Consider the following 21,913-nt stretch of genomic DNA (forward strand, 5'->3'; position numbering starts at 1 on the left):
AAAACCACAGAACATGGGGCTTAGTGTTGTTGTTCTAAACGACATGTCACCTGTCAACCGAATGCCATGCTCATGCGTTACGCGCGTAGGAACATAAAAAAACGACGCCTGCTTGCTGCATGGCGTCGTTTTTTTTGGACGGTCATAATGCGTAGGGTGCGTTGTAACGCACCATCAGGACAATGGTCATGTAGAGATATAAATATTATATAAATAATTTATACTTTATTTATATAAACCACGATAAAATTTCCTTTACGGCTTTTCTGGTGCGTTGTAACGCACCTTACTGTATGCAAGCTCCCTACCTCAAGCGGAGCCCTAACATAGGGCGCAATATATTGCGACGCATGTCAACGTCGAACACGAAAAAGATATTCGGCTTGGGAATGCGATAATCATACCCGCTCATCGCTTACCACTACTAAAACGAAGCGATTGCAGAAAATCGCGCCGCCCTGTGACCAGCACATCGCCACCAGCATTGAGCAGGGTTTCTTGCGGTACACCGATGCCAGAATAATTCAAGCTTCCATGCTGCATGGTCACCTCCAGTTTCCCGACCTGGATTTGACCATTGAAATCAAGATTGAGTGAGCAATCATTTTCTTTAGCAGGATTTTTACAGCCAGACGCCAGTTTGAGCCGGCTGATCAGCAATTCATTTATCGTGACGCGTGATGCGCTATCCAGGAATTCCACCGTCAACTCTGCTGACAGTGCTGGCAAACTTCCAGAAATCCGAACATTACTCACGCCAAAAAATTCTACTTTACTGACTGTAGCAGGCAGGCGGATTTCGGTTTTACCTCGTGGATAACCCCCTCGTGTTGCCACGCCCTTACCGATGGTAATATTGAAAACACCGTCGATAAACTGCGCACTGGCCCCAAGCTGCATATTCTCATTACTGATCGTTGCCTGCGTAGCTGCGGGGTCGAAAATGAGATCAATCTCTACGCCACGCGCATCAGTATCCTGTGTACGAATCACCGCCCTGTTATTACTGCCGATATCTGCTTGCTGCTTGGTGACATGGATGCTTTGAGCATGGGATAGCTGCTCTTTCTTTACATTGTTCAGCAAGAAATTGCCTGCCAGATACCAGGCCACTGTCAGCATGAAAAGCCAGACCCCGATTTTTGAAAAATAACGTGACATCATGCTACCTCACGTTCTTTGATGTGGAAGAACAGCACTATCCACAGCAACAGCGGCACACCCAGCCACAGCCCCAGTGAAAGCCCATATTCCATGGTGCTGTACTGTATTACACCTTCGCCATAATACCGGGTGAAAATACCTAATTGCGGGGCGCTGCCTATCCAGATCGACAAGACGAACAGCAAAAAGGAAAACAGTACCGTGCGTAATACGGGTGAGCGTTTGAAGAATGCCGTTCCTCCGGCAATAAGCGCTTGCGCGCCCGATAGCAGCATGAAGAAAAATAACTGGGACTTCAAAAAAAATTCCGCATCATTTGTGCTTTTTTCCGCTAATTCTGCCGTCAGAAAAGGGATGTAGAGTCGAAAATCCCTGGCACAAGTTTCGCAACCTGATAATGAGCCTGACATCACCCTGGCCAACTGAACAGCAGGATAGTTGAACAGGATATACAGCAGGCTATAGGCCAGGGGATAAAAAATACTGATGACCAGAAAAGCCATCAGCCATTTTTCAAACACTGACGCCGGGCGCATCAGTGCGATCAGGCTGGCGCCAGGATTAAGCAGGTATTTGAAATACCTGCCCGCAAAAATCACTCCCGACAAGGACAAACCCGTCATATACCATATGAGCTGCCCCTGAAATTGGAATTGCCAGATCATGCTGCCAGATGTAGTGCTGAAAGAAATCACAATAGCGATCAGATCCAGCATCACCAGCGCACCGGCAAACCAGGCATATTCGCGCCAGCTCTCGGCCCAGTGCGCACGCAGCAGGCGGCCAAAACGCTGCATATCAAAAAAGTCCGTCATTGCGTATTCCCCGCCATGTTTGTTGCATCTGCTGAATTTGCTGCGTTTTTTGCACTCAGATAGCTCGCCACCGCATCGAGCACGCCTTGCTTGTTGATGCTCAGCGCCTTGTACAGCAATTCAAGATTAACGACACCTGGCGCAGTACCCGCATTGCGGCTTACATAAGCCCATTGGTGACCATAAGCTTCCTGGTAAATACTGCCAGTAGTGTCAGCCTGGTTATCGGCCACACCCAGGTGCAAAGCACGCTGCAGCGTCTCCATGCTGGCTGACAGGGCAAGCTTGCCGCTATCGACGAACAACACATGGTTCATCAGGCTCTCCAGGTCATGTGCCTGGTGGGTGCTGATGATCACCGTGCGGTTCGCATGCTCCTTGCCGCCCAGGATGGTCTTGAATTGCGAGCGCCCGACGATGTCAAGGCCATTGGTCGGTTCATCCATCAACAGCAAGGGTGTGTGCGTTGCCAGGGCAAAGGCGATGACAGCCTTCTTTTTTTGCCCCAGGCTCATGGCGGCAAAACCCTTGTCACGCGGGATTTCAAAAATCTCGGCATACTTTAAAAAATCACTGCCAGAAAAGCGTGGATAAAACGGTGCATGGGTTTTATACAGCACCGCCAGGCTGATATCGGGCAGATGAAATTCTTCCGGCACGACATACACCTGCTCCAAAAAGGTCGGCAAGCGTGCCGCTGGCTTGTAACCCAGCACATCCACTTCGCCACCATGTGGGAACAGCAAACCCGACAATATCTTCAACAGCGTTGATTTGCCACTGCCATTGCGGCCAAACAGACCATACACGCCGGGCTTGTTCAGCGTCAGCGAAAAGTCGTCATAGACGCGCTTCTTCCCATAATCAAATTGTAGTTGCGTGACTTTGATCATTACATTCCTTAAGGCATTTTTATGTGCAGCATGGCGTATTCAGTGCGTGAGGCTGGCAGCAAACAATGGGATGAGCATCATCATCCCTGCTGATAAAAGTGTGTGTATCAAAGGCAGGAGTGTATTACTATTTTGAAAAGAATGGGAAATTCTTGGCAGCAGACAAGATCATTGAAGGGACATTGCAATGCGCCCTGCTCCACAACATGACGGCTACATCACGGAAATTGCGGCCCGAAGAAAAACCTATCCCCGCACCACGACCCTGCCATGGCATACCGCCCGCACCGGCCCCGTCATCATCACTTCAAATTCTGGTGAAATAAGTATCTGGATATCCCCACCCCGCATATGCACCGTCAGGTTTGCATCAACCAGGCCCAGCTTGTGCGCCACGGCTGCGGCGGCGCAACTGCTGCTGCCGGATGCGTGGGTGTAACCTGCACCACGCTCCCAGATTTCTATCTGTATGTTCTGGCGGTCCAGCACCCGCAAGAACTGCACGTTACTGCGATTGGGGAAAAGTGGATGCTGTTCCAGCGAGGGGCCCAGTTCTCTTGCCACCGCTTCAGTAGCTTCCTTTGTCAGCACCACGCAATGGGGATTACCTATGGTGGCGCAAGACACCTGCACGGTGCGCTCGCCAAGAGCGATCTCTTCGAGCAAGACTTCGCGTGCTGGCCCGAGCACCGGTATCTGTTCTGCCTGAAAACTGACCTGCCCCATCGACACTTCCACCAATTGCTGTTCAGGAAAAACCCTGGCCTGCACAATGCCACCAATAGTCTTGACGCTGAAAGCCTGTGTGCCAACCAGCCCCTGGTCATGCAGGTATTGACAAAAGATACGCAAGCCGTTACCACTTTTCTCGGCCTCACTGCCATCTGGATTGATGATGCACAAACCAAAATCCGCGTCATCCGGATAGCTGGGGCCAAACAACACACCATCACTGCCTATGCCGGTACGGAAATCGCACAGGCGCTTGATTTCATCCACGCCCATATCTATCGCCGCAGCATCAACGACCAGATAGGCATTACCCAAAGCCTGATATTTTGCGAAACTGATTTCCATGCAGGTATCCACCGTTTGCATCGTTTGTACAGACAACAAAGATACGGCAAACAATTAGCTTGTTCAAGAAGATTTGTACATGTGCTGGGGCGGGATACCGCTTATGCCGCTGCCCCAGTCCTTAAGATGGTCGCGTCAAAGCTGCCGCTATCACCAACCAGCGTCGCTGAGATCCATCTGCGTAATATTCAATTGCCTGATGATGAGCATGATATCGGCGCCAGGCGCAATCTGGCCACACAAATGCATATCCTTGACGCCACTGTAGCAGCAGGATAATATCGCGCAAAATTTTATCCTGCAGGATAGATAAAAAATCCAGTACCCTACCCACATCAAGGCCAGCCCGTGACATCCCTATCTCCATACGCAAGACCTCTCGCCTGGGCATGTTGCCTGATCAGCTCGCTGCTGGTGAGCATCATCAACACCCTGGTCTGGCGTGGTACCGGCCTGAATCTTTTTTCATTTTCTTATCTGGTGTTCCTGCCGATAGGTGCGATCCTCATGGGGTTTTGTGCCCTGAGCGGGTTTTACCTGGTCGCAAACCATTTCAAGTTTCCAGCCCGCCGCATTGATTTTGCCTTTTTGCTGCTGGCCGCCGTGGCTTTCGTTTTGCAGATTTTTTTGGGCATTTACCTGTCTTTCTACTTCATGGGCACTGTCTCACATCCATCAGCCGCTTCGTTCATGGAATTCATTTCCCTCTACGTGACCAGGGTCAAGCACGCCATGCGCCTCAATAGCCATACCCAGGACGCAGTCGCCGCCGGTGAAGCGGGATGGTATTTGCTAATGGTGCAAGTCATGGCGCTGTGCGCCGTTGCACGTACCATTTATGGCGCGACGGACAGAAGCGGCAATGCGCAATGGGAATCGAAGTTTTAAACCGGAGGGCAGGCGCGCTGCGTCGCAGCATATCGCACTACGCCGCGCCACCCCATCTACGTTTCTTTTAGCGCCTTGAAGATCAGCGAGCAATCCATGCTCAAGGCGACAGCCGCCCTGGCCCTCGATGAATAAACGTCGCTTCTTTAATCCCCGGCAAGCCAAGGAATAAAGCTGTCAAACGTGCCAGGCCCAGGCCAAAGCCGCCGTGCGGTGGTGCCGCCAGTTTGAATGACTCCAGATAGAATTCCAGGCCCTTCCCTGTCAGCCCCTTTTCTGCCAGTTGCGCCATCAGGATATCGTACCGGTGCTCGCGTATGGCACCCGTGGTAATTTCAACGCCACGATAGAGCAGCTCAAAACTCCTTGTCAGGCTATCACCTTCGCGCATATGGTAGAACGGCCTTTGCTTCCATGGTACGCGGGTCAACGCCACCAGCTCATGGCCCTGCTCTTGCATCATTGCACCGAGTTTTCGCTCTTCCTCGGCGCTGAGAGATTCGTCGCCGGACACACCAAGCAAGGCCTGCGCTTCTGCAAATTCGAGGATATGGCAGGCCGCTGGCACTGTCGTTTTAGGGTAGTGCAAGGCCAGCTCTGGCCCAATCCTGGCAAACACCTGGTGCAAGGCGGCGGTGATCATCGCACACTCAAGCTCTATGATCTCGACTTCGCTTTTGACTCCTTCCAGCTCAACGTCAAAGGAGATGAACTCGGTCGCGTGGCGCGATGAAAAACTGGGCTCTGCCCTGAACACAGGGCCAACTTCATAAATCTTGCCCAGACCAGCCATGATGGCAATTTGCTTGTATATCTGCGGTGACTGGGCCAGATAAGCACGCTCGCCAAAATACTTTACTTCAAACACTTCTGAGCCTGATTCAGACGGCGCCCCCATGAGCTTGGGCGAATGGATACCAATGAAGCCCTGGCTCCTCAGATAGCCAGTCATTTCCATCTCAATTTCGCTTTGCACTATCAGCGCCAAAGCCTCTTTGCGCTCGCGAAAACGCGCTGCCGGCCATGCCAGCTTTGTGCCAATTTCACTATCGCTGGATATTGGCCACTGCACCGTCGGTGACAGCAATTCGATTGACTCTGCCTGTATCTCAAAACCGCCTGGTGCCTGCGCCGACGCGACTACGGTACCTTCGACCGCAGCATACGCCTGTTGCATCAATGCCTTCGCCTGCTCACGTGCCGCGCCAGATGCCACGACCTGCACTTTGCTCGCGCCAGACTGCAAAATGACGAATGCCATTTTGCTTTGTATGCGGGTGGTTGCCACGAAAGCCTCCACTCTTACTTTCTTTCCTGCTTGTACGGCGATTTCCTCGAATGTAAACATGTCCTTCTCCTTGATTGCGGGTTGATAAAAATGCCGCCTTCGGATTCCGGAAATGAAAAAGCCCGGAATCTCCGGGCTTTTTTGAATCGTGGTTTTCGCTATTTATTTAATCTGATACAGCGCAGATACAGCGAAACGACTCCAGCCCGAGTTCGAGTTGGAATCATTATTATTAATGCGGGCAACCAGCAGCAAACCACTGCTCGCACAGGCGAAGCTACGCATGGAGCGTGGCTCCGGCGTACTTGCTATGCGTGGATACAAAGTAGTTTGCATGATTGTTGTCAAAAATGGTTGGGTGTCTGCATGACACCGAGCAATTAGGCTATATCAAGATGATCCTGGCTGTCAATAGCCCAGCTGTCAGCAGGGTACATTGCAACGCATCCTGCTCACTGCCCCCCTGCTCATCAGGATAAGCAGGGGCAGCTTGCTAAACATAGTTCAAATTTCAGTACAAATCAACAACTGGTGCATTTCAAATTAGCCGCACAGAGGTAATGGACCATGTCTTATTTCGGCGTATGGTTGGCAAACCAGTCCAGGATAATTTGCGTGCGCTGAATCGACAAATCCCGGATGACCGGCATATGCAAGGCATCATCCATTGGTTTTGCAAGCACCGTGCGGATAGGCTCGGCATATTGAACCACAGTCGCATAGTCGTCCAGCTTGAAACGGCCCATGATGGGATACAGCTTGGCATATTGCGGCAGAATGAACTGGATGCAGTTATCCCAGGTCGGACAATCGGGGAAGTTTTGCTGGCTAAACAGCAGGATGCTAATCAAATCGTCAGGATGCTGGGTGTAGCCTTTTGCGATAGCCTGATCGGCGAAATTGTAGCGGACAAAGTAAATTTGCCCATCGACGTTTTGACTGGCGCGCGGAAAACCAGGGTCAGTGCCGACGATTTTCAATTCGACCATGCCTTGCGCATTGGTCATCAAAGGCGCAGTGTTGAAGGACAAGGCATTTTGCGGTACCGCGATGTTTTTCAATCCAGAAGTGCCGCCAGTACCCATGGTATTGCTAGTGTATTTCACGGAATCTTCCGGCGACATCAGCGTTGCCTGTAGGCCGATATTGGCCGCAGGTTGACCAAACCTGGTGGCATATAGGCGAACCAGCGCCGTTTCGCCGTTAGCTCCCGATGGAATGCCGGGGTTCATCCTGAAGACAAACTGATCGGCCCGTAAATTATAGCCATTGATATTTTCTGCCAGCCAGATAATTTGAAAAAATGCATTTTTTCCCACTAGGCCCAGGGGCATCGTCAGTACCCCTTGTTCCGCCTGCTGCACAGTCAAGCCAGGTGGCAGTAAGGCAGGATTGACTTTCACCGTCAGAATACCACCGCTCACTGTCATCAACTCTGCCATCTGGGTCGGGTCGTTTGGCAAAGCGGCGATAGTCACCGCGTTGTTCAAGTTAATGCCCGCCCCTTGGCTTTGATCAAAATAAACCAAAAACAGATCGCCCAACGCATACAAGGCAACCCCGAACCTTTGCGCCGGATCGTTATAGCCTGGCTTGTCGGTGGAGAGCGAGTTGCCCAGATTAACGGTAATCAATACTTCCTTGCTGTCATTGCTATCGCTAAGCACCTGCGTGCAGAACGGGGCAAAATTACATTGGGTATTGCTATTGGGCAGCGCAATCGGCGCCATCATGCGTGATGGCGTATAAAACACAGGGGTCGCCGTAGCCTGCGGCCCTATCGTGCCAGTTAACAAACCGGTTGGAAACGTAGTATTGATGTTCGGCGGTGGCACTGGCGACGGTGGCGGTGCCAGGGTCGTTGCCAGGATAGTGGCGCGATAGGTATCGGCGTCGGCTTGCCCTAACAAAATAGTGAGCTGATTATTGACATACGATTCAGTCGGAACCTGGCCCAGCTTGGCAGGTAAGCCATTACTACCGAGGTTCATGAAATATCGGGTCATGGGCAGTAATTTGTCAACGATATTGGCGGGTACGCCTTTTTTCACCAATGCCTGCAAGGTATCCGTATTGAACAAATAGATCACTGGCGCATTGTTATGCGCATTCACCACAAAATTGACGCTCAATTGGTTTGGCGATTGTTGCTGAAGCAGACTGAGAAATTTAGACTGCGGTTTTGTCGCAGTCGTCCAGCTCAGGTTGGTCAGGCTTGATTGATATACCCCGCAACCACTGCCCGAGCTACGTGGGCCGTTGATGGCCTGGGCCCACACCGCGTTATACGAGCCAGCGACGTAATCACCGCGGACAAAATCGCTGATCGATGCCGGGTTGGCGCTAACGCCCGCCACTTGCAGGCTCAGCCCCCATATTTCGCTGGTATTTTGCTGATCCGGGTCAAGGTCAACCAATTTGGGTGCGGCCATCGCATACGCCGCAATGACTGGTTGGCCAATCACAGGATCAACAGCGGGGTCGGTGGTTTCATCGCCGGGCCCATAGACGACCTTGGTGACAAGACAGTTTTGAAAATCAAAAATACCGGTGCCGTTGGGATTCCAGTAAAGCTGCAACTTTGCGATGTCATCATTCGCATCGGTATAGTTGTCCGGTGTATTGTTCACCGTGCTTGGATCAGCCAGAAAGCCACCGCTAAAGTGCAATCTTGGATAGGTCAAATAGCTCATGTCAATTCCTCTTTTTTTGAAAACGGTTTTTATTTTTTAGGGCCACCGTTGGCGGCGCACATTGCGTTGCTTGGCAGCACGCCTGTGCTGCAACCTTTGGTTTTCAGATTCAGTAAATTGAAGATGTGGGAAAGCCCGGCTGGCGGCAACTGAACTTTGATTGCATCACTCAGTGACTGGCCTTTACTCTTGCCATCCTGGTTATGGCAACTGAAGCAATTGTAGGGATTTTGAATATTGGAGACGCCATTTTGCACATAGGTTTCCATGCTATTGTTTGCGCCCGACAAGGACCCGACCTGTACCTGCATTGAGGGCGGTAATGTCCCCCTGGCTGTCCAGACATTGCCGACCAGTGAATAGTTGGCCCATAGTTTATTGGCGTCGCCCGCAGGCAATGCGGCCAGCATTTTTTGCACTGATAAATCCAATGCCTGCAAATTGGCGGTGCTGGGCTGTATGACGAATTTTTGGGTATCCGGGTCACAGATATAGCCAGGTGGCGGGGTGGAGCTACAATTCAAATTGTTGGGCATGGTACCAAGGGTCGGATCGCCCCAGGGGTGCATGGTGCAAACCTGGGTGGCTTTGCCTTCGGCATAATGATTGGGGGTGCAGTTGCCGCCAGTGCAGTTGGGATTATAAAAAGTCCAGTTTCCACCCAGAGGGGGTTTGGCATCGGTCGAGGAGCAATACGGCGCGTTATTACGGTGTTCAAAAGTGCCCCAGATAAATTCCGGCTGGGTCGGTGTCTTGCTCACGATGTGCATGCCCACCAACCCCAGGTCCACATTCTCCATACAGTTTTTGTCGGGTGCCTGAACCGAGCCTTTAGTGCTATAAAAGGTCTTGCCCGCCAGTTCATCGGGCGTCAAAATCTTCCATGCAGTTTTCAATTGCATGGCACCGGTGGGAAACTCCAGATTCGGGTACAAACCCGGAATGTCCACCACCTTGTAGCCAACCGGATCAACCAGGTCGGGCGCGAGGGTCAAACTGCACTGCGCCTGGTACAAGCCGCAACCGGTGATGAAGTCATAGCTCGGTTTATTCACCGATACGCCGTAAAAAACCCGGTTCAGCGATTTGTCGATCAAGGGTTGCCCAACGCCCGCCTGCAAGGTCAGGTTGGAAAAAACATAGTTCTGTTTAAGGTTCTGCTTTAAGCTGGATGGCCCTTTGCAATACGCCGGTTTGGGTACTTTCCCCCATGGGGTCGGGGTCTTGCCAGGATCGACAAAAATGCCATAGCTAGGCATATAGGTTTCAAATTGCAGAACCTTGCTGCCCTTTGCTACCGGCTGCACCAAATACAGCATGGCCTGCCACATATACTGCTGGAAACTGCAATTGTCGGTATTCTGCACATCGCCTGGCAAAGACGGGTTGCTGACCCATGTGGAGCTGGCGTTGCAGCTTACGGTACTTTGAACCGGGGCCTGTTGTGCCAGAGCGATAGAGGGAAGTGCCGTGATGATGCCGATGGCAGCAATGACATTGACAGCAGCCGAGCTGATCGAGCTTATTAAGAAACGGCGCTGAGGGGTGATTTTTTTCATGAGCATTCCATTCTTTGTGATAAAGAAGCTTGTTGGCACTTCTGACGGAAGACGACTTTCTGCATAACTAATTGCGCAAAAAAAACAGCAAAAAAACCATCAAAAACAGCATCCATAGACTGCATATCCAACCTGACTTGAGACGGTGCAGCAAGGCCTGCAGCAGCGATCAAACTGCCGCTTTTTGATCATTCAGGAAAGAGCCAAACATAGTGACGCACCGTCCCTCGCGTTGATGCCGGGGGAAGTGCAGTGCGCACTTTGGACAACACGGATAAGCTGGTACTGGACATGGGGACATGGCTTCTCAAGTTCTATCGTGCGTCAAATAGGGAACGAAACGTTTAATGTCAGTTTTCTTGAAGCTATTTCTGGAACCCGGGGGATGAAAGGCTCCACTCCTACTGAGGTGCAAATCCTATTAATGCGATATGTGGCCGGACTCAACGGGAATGCCTGGTAGTTAATAAATTATAATGCAAAATATACCATTATTTATATTTAATCAATTGATATTTTAAAAACAAATTGAGACTGCAGAATGCGTACCCAGGTGCAGGAAAATGAGATCAGTGCGAGATCTCGGCCTTGCACCATTTTTGTGCATCGCATGCTTTTGTGGACCTCGCGCACGGCACAGATATTTTTCTTGTAGATTTGGAGATTGCATGCAGCACTTGGCAATGCGCCGCAGGTGACGGCTGCGTCACGGTGAGAATGGCCAGTGGAGCGATCACAATCCGCAGGCCTTCAGCATGCCTGGCTGCTACTGCCATGTGCGACGATATTCCTGGTGCAAAGCAGCCTCAGTCAAACCAGAAACAGCACATCAAAAAAAGCGCCGATTGCTACCTGCTTACTCCCGCTGACAGGCCCATGTTCCCCCCAAAAAAGCGACCCCGGGCACATCACAAACCGCTTCATCAGCCCGCAAATCTAGAGGGGAAATTCTAATTCCTGCTTTATTGGGCTGATGTGATTCACGCATGAGGCAATCAACAAAAAACCTGTATCACAACACCTATTATTACCCCCTTTTTTTGTTCAAAACACGCACATCAATGCGCAAATCGGCACAAGAATTTCAGCCAGATGTGCGCTTTTTGCGACGATTTTGTTGTGATTTCGCAACCATTTTTTGCGCTCCAACTCATTCCTTTTCAGTAATGAAAGTATATCTTTTCCTCTATGAAAATAAGTTTTCATAAATTTCAAGGTAAATGATAAAAAATATTTGTCTATACATCAGTAGTTATTGCTTTTGACATATTGTTAAAGAATGTCAATAATTTGCCTCTGTTGCAAAACGGCAAACTGGTATTAGTTTTTTTCAGTGCCATAAAAAAATTCAGCAGTGCCAATAGTCTTGTACGGCGGTCGCCGTGTGCAAGTGGTCTTACTATTGCCTGAAAGAATTGTTATGTGGGGAATTTGATCAATTGCCTGCATGGCAATGCGGAACCAAGGGTGGGCCTCGCGCAGCCTGCCTGGGTGTTCCTGGATGTAGGGCCTGGACGGTGCGGATACACCGTTTTTGTCTGTGCATCCATCCCTGTTTTGGGAAGAATGGGGATGAGTAAATAGCTGGATCGGCGTCGCCAACACGAACCGATCACATACTTCGTATCAAAAAAACAAGGAGAGAAGTAATGCGTATCAGTTGTAATCTCAAACTAGCAGGTGTCTCCATGGCTTTGGCCATGCTGTTCGACACGGCCCAGGCAGCAGAACAATGGGCACCGACAGCAACCAAAGCCACCAGGGTACCAGCGACGGTGGCTTCCAAGTCAGCCGCCACGTTGATGCAGGCGGGTGCACCGACACAAGTGTCGGTCGCGCTCAAGTTGCGCAACAAGGCTGAGCTGGATGCCATCACAACGGGCATATTGAACGGCAAAAATGTCAAAACGATTTCCAGTGCCGAATTCATGTCCCGTTTTGCACCAACAACAGCCCAGGTGCAGGCAGTAGTGAATTATTTGAAGGCCAGTGGTTTCGTCAACATCACGGTGTCGGATAATCGCATGCTCGTCACTGCAGAAGGTGCGGCAGCGACAGTAAAAACGGCCTTCAATACCGATCTGCAAACCTTTAGCGTAGATGGCCGTACCGTGCATGCCAACACGACAGATGCACAAATACCGCAATCGCTGGCTGACACGGTGCTGGCAGTACATGGCCTGCAAAATGTGCATACTTATCACACCAACCTGGTGCGTCCAAATGCCAATACGCTGGCTGTAGGTGGGCATAATCCTACCGAGTTTTCTGCGATCTATAACGCCACCAGCTTGCCCAGCGCAGTGAATACCACTATCGGTATCATCACGCAAGGCAGCATGACGCAAACCATCAAGGACTTGAACACCTTCACCAATAAGGCCGGTTACCCGACCGTAAATGTGGAAACAGTCACGATAGGCTCGCCCAGCTCTGACACCTCTGGTGTCGGTGAATGGAATATGGACACGCAAGATGCGCTGGCAACTGCGGGCGGCACCATCAAGAAAATGGTGCTGTACACAGCCAACACGCTGAACCTGACTGACATTACTGCTGCCTACAACCGCGCTGTCACTGACAACGTGGCCAAGGTCATCAACGTGTCTTTGGGCATGTGTGAAAACGATGCGTTCAATGGTGGTATCACGGCCAGTAATGACCAGATATTCCAGACAGCGGTTGCACAGGGCCAGACTTTTGCCGTCTCGTCCGGTGATTCCGGCGCGTATGAATGCGGTGGCCCTGGTACTTCACAAAGCTATCCATCGGCTTCGCCTTATGTGATCTCGGTGGGCGGTACCCAGCTCAATACTTCGGGCACTACCTGGGTTTCTGAATCGGTGTGGTCTTGTACCTCAGCGTCCAGCTGCCAGGCAAATGCAAACGGTGGTGCGGGTGGTGGGCCATCCCTGACAGAATCAGCACCTAGCTGGCAAGTCAGTTCCGGCGTATTGGGTTCTTCTACCAAACGCGGCACGCCAGATATCTCGTTCAATGCTGACCCTGCCAGCGGTGCTTTGGTGATTGTCAATGGTTCCAACCAGCAGATCGGTGGTACCAGCCTGTCAGCACCTATCTTCACCGGCTTTTGGGCACGTGTGCAGTCGATGAACAATAACAGCCTGCCTTTCCCTGCTGCTGCGATTTACCAAAAAGCGGCCAGCACACCGGGCATGTTCCACGACGTCACAACCGGCAGCAATGGTGGTTATACCGCCAAGGCAGGCTGGGATTATGCCAGTGGTTTTGGTAGCCTGAACATGGCAAACTTTGCAGCCGCCATGGGCTCGACACCGCCACCACCCAATGTCCTGGTCAAGGATGTACCTGTCACCGGCATCAACGTAGCAACAGGTGCCAACCTGGTCTACACCTTTGCCGTGCCAGCTGGTGCAACCAACCTGACGTTCAAGACAACGGGCGGTTCAGGCGATGCTGATCTGTATGTACAAGTGGGTGCTGCTCCAACCACCACGGCCTACCTGCAAAAATCAGACGGCTCTACCAGTACTGAAACCATTACTGTGGCAACACCAACAGCAGGCACCTACTATGTCTTGCTGAACGGTTACACTGCATCCAATGGCGTCAACCTGGTTGCCAGCTATCAAATCGGCACACCACCGAACGTGTTGAGCAATGGCGTACCAGTGACAGGCATCAACCTGGCATCAGGCGCATCATCGATCTACACCTTCGCAGTACCGGCTGGCCGTCCGACAGTGACATTCAAAACCAGCGGCGGCTCTGGCGATGCTGACTTGTATGTCAAACTGGGTTCTGCACCAACGACATCGTCGTACCTGCAAAAATCCAACGGTGCCAGCAACAATGAAAGCATCACCATCAACTCACCTGCAGCAGGCACTTACTACGTCATGGTCAAAGCGTATAGCGCGATCAGCGGCGTAAGTCTGGTAGCAACAGACTAAGCTATGTCCTGATCTGATGTTGATTTAAAAAGTAACGGCATTAAGGCCCCGGGGTAAAACCCGGGGCCTTATTTTTTTGTCGGCGTATCGGCCTTATTTCAATGCCTTTTACCACAGAGACGCAGAGGTTTCACAGAGGTTCACAGAGAGCGACATCGTTCACATACCTAAGATCGCAGAAAATGGACAGATGCTGGGCGCATTGCAATGCGCCTCCCGTTACGCCCACGTCACCGTAAGGTGCGTCGTACGCCGGATTAAACTTGTATGACGAGAAGCCGAAACCGGATTGAAACGGGGGAAGAGTTAAAATGCTCCTGAAACCTGTTAACGTCATCCCAGCGCAGGCTGGGATCCATCTGCGCAAAATCCGTTTGCACGGAATAAGCAGCGGCGCAACCTACAAATACACGAGCACCACTACATTACGCAATCTAAGGGATTGAATGCTACAAACAAATTTTGCCATAGAAACCAAACACGAGCACGGTGGTGGTTATGGCATTGATGAAGGTGAATTTCTGTATGCGCTCAGGAAAAAAAGCAAATTATTGATGCTCAAAATTATCACTCGTGAGCTATCGCTCTGGTCTACGTTTGTCAGCCTGTTTTTTTGGGGGCCGGTACTCTGGAGCCTGATCCTGTATCCAGTTTTTGTCATCCTGTCTCTCATACTTCGCAATTTTATCGAGATTTCAAATTCGTCTGTCAACACGTATGCTGTTTTATTGGCTTATGCGACGGGCGTCTGGCTGAGCTTGCGCAAGCAAACCCCGATACATGATTACCGCACCAGAAAGCAGCATGCCGGCACAAAAACCTTGTACCTCGATTGTTCGCAGAGCATGCTGGTGGCAGAAGAAAACTATCGCTTTGTGCCAGAAAAAAATCGCGTGGTGATGGTGCCGTTTGAGCACCTCCACACCTGGGTAGTCTGGCATGAAGCAAATAAAGAATTGGCAGATGACGATACCTATCTGGATTCAGTCAGCATCTACCTGAGACTGAGGCGCAGCGGCACGCTGAATATGGACTGGGTCAAGAAAAAGATCGGTGACCCAGTTTTTTATCATCAATACGATCGCAGCAATGCCACGCAGAATGCGCATGCCAGAGAAAAATTTGATGAAGTCATGGCTTTGCTTGAGGCTTGCCAGATCAGGCAGAAATAAGCGATAGTCTCGCACTCTGGACAGCAAGACCTCTCACCACAGCGAAAAATCCGTTCCCATAAAATGACCAGCAACTTGTAGGGTGCGTTATAACGCACCAGTTCCCTGAAAATTCAAACTCGCCGGAACATTAAACTAGCATGACTGATCATCATTCATAATATGACGTCTCTTATTGTGGTTCATTTGCGGTGCGTTGCAACGCACCCTACGCACCTAATCGCCCCTACGTCACGGCAATTTTATATTCGTTTGTCATTACCACACACAGGGAAACAAGATAGTTACATGCCAACTCGCCTGTTTACCCCCAAAACCCCGCCAAAGTCACAATAAAACGGTGCCCCCGCCGTTATTCTATGATTAATCCCCAAAATTGATTACACTCATATACTGTCGTTTTTGCGCTATTTTCTTGATTTCTACCTGACCCCGCACCATAACGTGAAGCCCGCCATCGAGCCTGCCAACAAATTTATCGTCTGCCATGAATGCGACCTGGTTTGCATTGATGTGCCTCTGGTGACGGGCGAAGCTGCCAGTTGCCCGCGTTGCCAGGCGACGTTGTACAGGAATGGCAAGGCCAGTGTTGACGTGGCACTGGCGCTGGCCGTCACGACGGTGATTTTGCTGTTACTGCTCAATAGCTTCCCGCTGCTGTCGCTCAAAGTGCAGCAGGTCACCCGTGACACCACCCTGCTGCATGCAGCACTGGCGATGTGGGATGACGGCATGCATATCCTGTCGCTATTGGTAATTATCACCACCATACTGGCACCAGCCATGCAGATATCGGTAGCCATCTACTTATTGTGCGTACTCAAGTTTGGTGACGCCAGACGCGCCCTGGGTGCACCTTTGCGCCTGTTACAGACCCTGCGCCCCTGGAGCATGATAGAAATTTTCATGCTGGGCTTGCTGGTGTCGCTGGTCAAGCTGCAGCACATGGCCGATATTGTCATCGGCCCGGCCTTGTGGTCATGCGCGTCACTGATCTTTTTTACGGCAGCGCTGACATCGGTACTTACGCCGCGCAATGTCTGGCTGTGGGCACATGCTGCAGATAATATGGAAGACAACAAGTCTGCACCCGCCGGAGTGCCCCATGGCTGAACACGAATACCGCCACATCCCCGCGACCAATCTGGCTGGCCAGACGGGCGCTGCTACCGGGCTCATCACTTGCGACATTTGCGAAACCCTGTGCTGCACCCATGACGAAGCCGCGACCCACTGCCCTGTTTGCGGCGCGTCCCTCCATTTGCGCCATCAAGACAGCCTGACAAAATCGCTGGCTTATCTGGTGGCCGCGGCGATACTGTATATCCCCGCCAACCTCTTGCCCGTCATGCAAACCAATACCATCTTTGGTGCGCAGAATGACACCATCATGAGCGGCGTGCTGGTCTTGCTGTATTCTGGTTCGTGGCCATTGGCCTTGCTGGTATTCTTTGCCAGCATCGTCGTGCCTTTGCTCAAGCTGTTTTCCATCAGCCTGCTGCTCTTCACCTGCTGGAAAAAATCTGCCTGGAACCCTTTGCAGCGCACACAATTGTTCCGCATGATAGAAGCCGTGGGGCGCTGGTCGATGCTCGATGTGTATGTGGTGACAGTGCTGGTGGCACTGGTCCAGTTTCAGTCACTGGCGGCAATACACCCTGGCGGTGGCGCGCTGGCTTTTGGTGCTGTGGTGGTGTTGACGATGTTGTCGGCACAAAGCTTTGATTCACGTTTAATCTGGGTAACAAAGACGCATGAGTGATCCAACTTCAGAAAAACCCGCCACACCTCCTGCAGAAAAACCTGCAGAGGCTGTCGCTGCCGCAAATACCGCAAATGCCACTAATACCGCGAATGCAGCCGATACAGTTGATGAGGTAGATGCGGTAGATGCCATGGTGCCCGTCGTCAAGGTCAAGCCACAGCGCCGCCTGCCCTCCTTCATTTGGGCCGTGCCCATCATTGCCGCCCTCATCGGCATCTGGCTGGTGGTACAAAGCGTTACCAGCCAGGGTCCGGTCATCACCATCACCTTTAAATCAGCCGAGGGGCTGGAAGCTGGCAAGACCAGGCTGCGTTACAAGGATGTGGATGTCGGCCATGTCAAAGCCATTGCCCTGTCACCAGACCGCAAGCGCGTGCTGATCACGGCGCAACTGATCAAGAGTGCGTCAGACATCCTGGCGACCGACACCCGTTTCTTCATTGTCAAACCACGCATTTCTGGCGGCTCGGTCTCTGGCCTGTCCACCCTCTTGTCTGGCAATTACATCAGCGTCGATGTGGGTACAGCCACTGAGACCACCAATGAATTCACCGGGCTGGAAGAACCGCCCCTGATCAACCGCGATTCACCCGGACGAGAATTTGTCTTGCATGGTGCGCAGACCGGCTCGGTCAATTACGGCTCACCTATCTTCTTCCGCCACATCAATGCCGGCCACGTCACCAAGTTCCAGCTTGACCGTGATGGCAAGGGCGTCACCATCCGCGTCTTCATCGACGCGCCCTATGACCAGTACGTGACTGAAGATACCCGCTTCTGGCATGCCAGCGGTGTTGACATGCAGCTTGATGCCAACGGCCTGCGCGTCACTACAGAATCACTGACATCATTGATCGAAGGCGGCCTCGCCTTCCAGGAACATGATGATGCCCTGCCAGGAGGCAAACCCGCATTCGAGGGTTCCGTCTTTCCCCTGTTTGAAGATCGCGAACATGCCATGCGCGCTCCCGACACCAAGGTGCGCAACTTCCTCATGTACTTCCCTGAAACCCTGCGTGGTTTGTCCAAAGGTGCGCCTGTCGATTTGCGCGGCATTGTCATTGGCGAGGTTAAATCCCTGGGCGTGGAATTTGCCGAGAATGGCCGCCTGCCGCGCTTCCCGGTCGAAGTCAGCCTCTACCCTGACCGCCTCAAATCCCGCGTCAGGTCAGGTGCACGTCTGCCAGATGATGATACCGAAGCCAAAGAAAGATCGCTGCTAGACCACCTCATCGCCCGCGGCCTGCGCGCCCAACTGCGCAGCGGTAATCTGCTGACCGGCCAGTTATACATCGCCCTCGATTTCTTCCCCGATGCCGCTCCCGCAAAAATGGACTGGCGTACTGACTACCCCGTGCTGCCCACCGTCGGTGGCGGCCTGGGTGAAATACAAGACACCGTAGGCCGCATCGCCAAGAAGATAGACAAGCTGCCTTTCGACAAAATATCCGACGAACTGGTGCAAGCCCTGAACAAGCTCAACAGCACACTCGCCAGCACAGAAAAACTGGTGCGCCGCCTCGATGTTGAAGTCACCCCAGAGCTGACATCCACCCTCAAAGAAGCACGCGGCACCCTCAACAGCGCCAACGCAATACTCGCAGAAGACGCGCCGCTACAGCAAGACATGCGCGAATCATTGAAGCAAGTCGCCAAGTCCGCCCGCGCCGTCGCCAACCTGGCCGACATGCTCGAACGCCACCCCGATGCCCTGGTGTTTGGCAAACAAAAGGTAAAACCATGATGCGAAGCACACACGTCCTGACGATTTCCCTGCTTACCCTGCTGCTGACCGCCTGCGCCACGCCGCCAGTCGAACACCTGTATCGCCTCGACTATCCGCTGACGACCAGCAATCAGGCAGAACCGCAGTATGAACTCGTCATCACCACCGTCAAACTGCCAGAAGCCGTCAACCGCCAGCAACTGGTCATCCAGAAGTCCGCCACAGAATCCATCATCTCTGACGAACAACGCTGGATAGCCCCGCTGGACGAACAACTGACTCTCGCCCTCATCGCCCACCTGCGCACCCGCCTGCCCGACGCCTGGCTCTCATCCGATACCGGCATCAGCGCCGGCATCGCCGCCACCCCTGGCGGCAACCTGCCCCGCTACCTCGTCAAAGTACAGGTAGATCAGCTACTCATCAACAGCGGCGACCAGCTCACACTGGAAGCCAGCTGGGTCGTGCTGGACAGCAGCCGCAAACTGCTCAAACGTGAACATAAAGTATTCACCGTCCGTTTGAATGGATCAGCCTATGAAGCCGTGGCACCGGCGATGTCAGAGGCGGCGAAGCAGTTGGGAGAGCAAGTGGGGGTGAGTGTACAAGCAGCGCGCAGATAAAATTTCCGCGTCGCCACGTTGTAGCCTTCATAGGAATGATTGAGCGCAATGCCATCCTGCATTTGACATGCATTTCATGCTTTTCAAACTGAATAAATGCTCAGGATTGACATGCATGCGATGCGATCTTGCTTCTGCCATGGTCGCCCCCATCAAGCGGCAGGCAGTATCAATGCCAAAGCTTGCCGCACATCAAAAAAGCCATCCCCCTCCCCTCAGATCAACCTTGGTAAATTTGATAAATATTGCTACATCTGCAATTTTCATCAAAATCAACAGCCATCTTATGTTAGTGTTAAGTAAAACTATCTACACTGGAAAACAGCAGCTTGCAAATTGGAGTGAACAAGCATGGCAAAGAATTGGACGAGGGTTATTGACGATGTGGCAGACGCTATCCGTAATGCCGACGGCGAATGCGTTTTTCTGATCGGCGCAGGATGCTCTTACAGTGCCGGTATCCCACTGGCAGGCAAACTGATTGACGAAATTAAAACTACCTTCAAATCAGCCTATGACCGTGCTCAAGACAAAGGCAACTACAACAGCGTCATGTCTCAGTTGACCCCACAGCAAAGACGCACGCTACTAAACAAGCATATAGAAAAAGCGAAAATCAACTGGGCGCATCTGGCGTTGGCTCAACTTTTCCGTCAAGAAAAAATTAACCGGGTGTTGACCGTCAACTTTGACCCGCTTGTCGTCCGCGCCTGTGCATTGGTAGGTAAATATCCCGCGATATACGACCTCGCCACCTCATCTGTATTCAAAGCAAATCGGGTCGCCCCAAACTCTATCTTTTACCTGAATGGCCAGCACACCGGTTTCATCACGCTCAATACCGAGAAAGAGCTGGAAGAACATCAATCAAGGCTGCAAGAAATCGTTGACGACACCGGCACCAAACGGACATGGGTAGTCATAGGCTACAGTGGTGATGCAGATCCCCTCTTGAAAATTCTGGCAAAAGGCAGGGTTTTTGATGGTGGACTTTACTGGGCAGGTTTTGACAAAGAGCCATCTGATAATCTGGTGACACAGTTGCTGGGGCACGAATCGAATGAAGCCTATTACATAGGCGGGCAAGATGCAGACACATTCTTGACCACGCTGGCACAAAAATTAGAATGCTTCCCACCACCGCTATTGACCAAGCCATTTGATCATATTGAAAGCATCGTTTCTGATCTTGACTTCAGTACCGGTGGGGATGTTGGTCGCGCACTTAAATCAACACTGGATGAGCAACTAAAAAATGCAAAAGATCAAAATGCACAAAACCAGAACGATCTTGATCTGTTTGAACTCTTGCTAGCAGGAAAATATGAGGATGTACTTGATAAATACAGTTCCATTCAAAACCCCGATCCAGATCAAAAAGAGGCCGCAGCCTGGGCCTGGGTGGAGATCGGGAATTCATTGCTCGCCACGTTGAACGAATACTCTGAAACGTATTCTGCTGAAATACAGCAAAAATTCCAGACAGTCACAGAAAAATATCAACAAGCTCTGGCATTGATTCCAGATATGAATGCAGCTTTAAATAATTGGGGACTGGCACTAAGTAATGAAGCGGATATGTTGTCTAACACAGATTCTGCTCAGGCCAGCAATAAATGGCAACTGGCTGGCGAAAAATTTGGCCAGGCATTTGCCATCAAACCAGATGGGCATGATGTATTGAGTAATTGGGGATTGGCATTAAGTAATGAAGCAGAAATGTTGTCCAGCACAGAGCCCAATCGGGCCAGTAGTATATGGCACTTGGCTGGTGAAAAATTTGGTCAGGCACTTGCCATCAAACCAGATGGACATGAAGCATTGTGTAATTTGGGAGTGGCATTAAGCAAGGAAGCTGATATGTTGTCCAGCGCAGACCTTTTTCAGGCCCGCAATAAATGGCAACTTGCCTGTGAAAAATTTAGCCAGGCACTTGCCATCAAACCAGACGGGCATGAGGCTTTGAATAATTGGGGACTGGCATTAAGCAATGAGGCGGGTATGTTGTCCAGCATAGACCCTGCTCAGGCCAGCAGCAAATGGCAACTGGCTGGCAAAAAATTTAGCCAGGCGCTTGCCATCAAACCAGATAAGCATGATGCATTGAGTAATTGGGGACTGACATTAAGCAAAGAAGCGGATATGTTGTCCAGCACAGACCTTGCTCAGGCCACCGATAAATGGCAACTGGCTGGCAAAAAATTTAGCCAGGCACTTGCCATCAAACCAGATAAGCACGATGCATTGAGTAATTGGGGACTGACATTAAGCAAAGAAGCGGATATGTTGTCCAGCACAGACCTTGCTCAGGCCAC

16 protein-coding genes are annotated in these 21,913 nt (G+C 51.4%); 8 read left to right on the forward strand and 8 right to left on the reverse strand.

Annotated elements, in window-relative coordinates:
• Nucleotides 1-408: 408 nt before the first annotated feature.
• The 4 genes from AC07OI_RS19630 to dapF all read right to left on the reverse strand — a co-directional run bounded on the left by AC07OI_RS19630 (nucleotide 409) and on the right by dapF (nucleotide 3,949).
• A complete protein-coding gene (locus tag AC07OI_RS19630; RefSeq protein WP_495258410.1) occupies nucleotides 409-1,164 on the reverse strand; it encodes a hypothetical protein in 756 nt (251 codons plus the stop codon).
• On the reverse strand, nucleotides 1,161-1,979 hold the full coding sequence (locus tag AC07OI_RS19635; RefSeq protein WP_492701375.1) for a hypothetical protein: 819 nt from the start codon (nucleotides 1,977-1,979) through the stop codon (nucleotides 1,161-1,163). The genes AC07OI_RS19630 and AC07OI_RS19635 overlap by 4 nt, the downstream gene beginning before the upstream one ends.
• The gene (locus AC07OI_RS19640; RefSeq protein WP_495258411.1) at nucleotides 1,976-2,872 is read right to left on the reverse strand and encodes an ABC transporter ATP-binding protein; all 897 of its coding nucleotides are present in this window, start codon (nucleotides 2,870-2,872) and stop codon (nucleotides 1,976-1,978) included. Before AC07OI_RS19640 ends, AC07OI_RS19635 begins: the two co-directional genes overlap by 4 nt.
• Before the next feature lie 246 nt (nucleotides 2,873-3,118).
• The gene (gene dapF, locus AC07OI_RS19645) at nucleotides 3,119-3,949 is read right to left on the reverse strand and encodes a diaminopimelate epimerase (protein WP_495258412.1); all 831 of its coding nucleotides are present in this window, start codon (nucleotides 3,947-3,949) and stop codon (nucleotides 3,119-3,121) included.
• A 348-nt stretch (nucleotides 3,950-4,297) separates the two neighbouring features.
• Here dapF and AC07OI_RS19650 point away from each other — a divergent pair, with 348 nt between their 5' ends.
• Nucleotides 4,298-4,837 (forward strand): hypothetical protein, encoded by a 540-nt coding sequence (locus tag AC07OI_RS19650; protein WP_495258413.1) that lies wholly within the window; start codon nucleotides 4,298-4,300, stop codon nucleotides 4,835-4,837.
• Nucleotides 4,838-4,937: 100 nt separating this feature from the next.
• Here the strand turns inward: AC07OI_RS19650 and AC07OI_RS19655 are convergent, their stop codons facing one another.
• The 4 genes from AC07OI_RS19655 to AC07OI_RS19670 form a co-directional block, all read right to left on the reverse strand.
• Nucleotides 4,938-6,185: an amino acid--tRNA ligase-related protein gene (locus AC07OI_RS19655; protein ID WP_495258414.1), complete on the reverse strand. Its 1,248-nt coding sequence runs from the start codon at nucleotides 6,183-6,185 to the stop codon at nucleotides 4,938-4,940.
• Between the two features lie 102 nt (nucleotides 6,186-6,287).
• Nucleotides 6,288-6,461, reverse strand: coding sequence for a hypothetical protein (locus tag AC07OI_RS19660; protein WP_492701387.1), 174 nt, complete (start codon nucleotides 6,459-6,461; stop codon nucleotides 6,288-6,290).
• Between the two features lie 236 nt (nucleotides 6,462-6,697).
• Nucleotides 6,698-8,818 carry a hypothetical protein gene (locus AC07OI_RS19665; RefSeq protein ID WP_495258416.1) on the reverse strand — a complete coding sequence of 707 codons (2,121 nt, stop codon included), beginning with the start codon at nucleotides 8,816-8,818 and terminating at the stop codon, nucleotides 6,698-6,700.
• A 29-nt stretch (nucleotides 8,819-8,847) separates the two neighbouring features.
• The gene (locus tag AC07OI_RS19670; protein ID WP_495258417.1) at nucleotides 8,848-10,377 is read right to left on the reverse strand and encodes a hypothetical protein; all 1,530 of its coding nucleotides are present in this window, start codon (nucleotides 10,375-10,377) and stop codon (nucleotides 8,848-8,850) included.
• 1,649 nt (nucleotides 10,378-12,026) lie between these two features.
• On the opposite strand from AC07OI_RS19670, the gene AC07OI_RS19675 reads away from it, so the two are divergent.
• From AC07OI_RS19675 to AC07OI_RS19705, 7 genes are all read left to right on the forward strand, one after another.
• Nucleotides 12,027-14,312: a pre-peptidase C-terminal domain-containing protein gene (locus AC07OI_RS19675; RefSeq protein ID WP_492701393.1), complete on the forward strand. Its 2,286-nt coding sequence runs from the start codon at nucleotides 12,027-12,029 to the stop codon at nucleotides 14,310-14,312.
• A 446-nt stretch (nucleotides 14,313-14,758) separates the two neighbouring features.
• On the forward strand, nucleotides 14,759-15,484 hold the full coding sequence (locus AC07OI_RS19680; protein WP_495258418.1) for a hypothetical protein: 726 nt from the start codon (nucleotides 14,759-14,761) through the stop codon (nucleotides 15,482-15,484).
• A 444-nt stretch (nucleotides 15,485-15,928) separates the two neighbouring features.
• Nucleotides 15,929-16,597: a paraquat-inducible protein A gene (locus tag AC07OI_RS19685; protein WP_495258419.1), complete on the forward strand. Its 669-nt coding sequence runs from the start codon at nucleotides 15,929-15,931 to the stop codon at nucleotides 16,595-16,597.
• Complete coding sequence (locus AC07OI_RS19690) at nucleotides 16,590-17,246, forward strand: paraquat-inducible protein A (RefSeq protein ID WP_492701399.1); 657 nt, start codon at nucleotides 16,590-16,592, stop codon at nucleotides 17,244-17,246. The genes AC07OI_RS19685 and AC07OI_RS19690 overlap by 8 nt, the downstream gene beginning before the upstream one ends.
• The gene (locus tag AC07OI_RS19695) at nucleotides 17,239-18,993 is read left to right on the forward strand and encodes a PqiB family protein (protein ID WP_495258420.1); all 1,755 of its coding nucleotides are present in this window, start codon (nucleotides 17,239-17,241) and stop codon (nucleotides 18,991-18,993) included. Before AC07OI_RS19690 ends, AC07OI_RS19695 begins: the two co-directional genes overlap by 8 nt.
• A complete protein-coding gene (locus AC07OI_RS19700) occupies nucleotides 18,990-19,598 on the forward strand; it encodes a PqiC family protein (RefSeq protein WP_495258421.1) in 609 nt (202 codons plus the stop codon). Before AC07OI_RS19695 ends, AC07OI_RS19700 begins: the two co-directional genes overlap by 4 nt.
• A gap of 351 nt (nucleotides 19,599-19,949) precedes the next feature.
• The coding region (locus AC07OI_RS19705) for an SIR2 family protein (protein ID WP_495258423.1) at nucleotides 19,950-21,913 on the forward strand (1,964 nt) is incomplete at its 3' end.

The sequence above is a fragment of the Undibacterium sp. GW821-FHT07F11 genome (genome assembly GCF_059418665.1).

What these genes read in the sequence shown, in the direction of transcription:
- AC07OI_RS19630 (WP_495258410.1), bottom strand. Translation starts at nt 1,164, where the DNA reads ATGATGTCACGTTATTTTTCAAAAATCGGGGTCTGGCTTTTCATGCTG.
- AC07OI_RS19635 (WP_492701375.1), bottom strand. Translation starts at nt 1,979, where the DNA reads ATGACGGACTTTTTTGATATGCAGCGTTTTGGCCGCCTGCTGCGTGCG.
- AC07OI_RS19640 (WP_495258411.1), bottom strand. Translation starts at nt 2,872, where the DNA reads ATGATCAAAGTCACGCAACTACAATTTGATTATGGGAAGAAGCGCGTC.
- dapF (WP_495258412.1), bottom strand. Translation starts at nt 3,949, where the DNA reads ATGGAAATCAGTTTCGCAAAATATCAGGCTTTGGGTAATGCCTATCTG.
- AC07OI_RS19655 (WP_495258414.1), bottom strand. Translation starts at nt 6,185, where the DNA reads ATGTTTACATTCGAGGAAATCGCCGTACAAGCAGGAAAGAAAGTAAGA.
- AC07OI_RS19660 (WP_492701387.1), bottom strand. Translation starts at nt 6,461, where the DNA reads ATGCAAACTACTTTGTATCCACGCATAGCAAGTACGCCGGAGCCACGC.
- AC07OI_RS19665 (WP_495258416.1), bottom strand. Translation starts at nt 8,818, where the DNA reads ATGAGCTATTTGACCTATCCAAGATTGCACTTTAGCGGTGGCTTTCTG.
- AC07OI_RS19670 (WP_495258417.1), bottom strand. Translation starts at nt 10,377, where the DNA reads ATGAAAAAAATCACCCCTCAGCGCCGTTTCTTAATAAGCTCGATCAGC.
- AC07OI_RS19675 (WP_492701393.1), top strand. Translation starts at nt 12,027, where the DNA reads ATGCGTATCAGTTGTAATCTCAAACTAGCAGGTGTCTCCATGGCTTTG.
- AC07OI_RS19680 (WP_495258418.1), top strand. Translation starts at nt 14,759, where the DNA reads ATGCTACAAACAAATTTTGCCATAGAAACCAAACACGAGCACGGTGGT.
- AC07OI_RS19690 (WP_492701399.1), top strand. Translation starts at nt 16,590, where the DNA reads ATGGCTGAACACGAATACCGCCACATCCCCGCGACCAATCTGGCTGGC.
- AC07OI_RS19695 (WP_495258420.1), top strand. Translation starts at nt 17,239, where the DNA reads ATGAGTGATCCAACTTCAGAAAAACCCGCCACACCTCCTGCAGAAAAA.
- AC07OI_RS19700 (WP_495258421.1), top strand. Translation starts at nt 18,990, where the DNA reads ATGATGCGAAGCACACACGTCCTGACGATTTCCCTGCTTACCCTGCTG.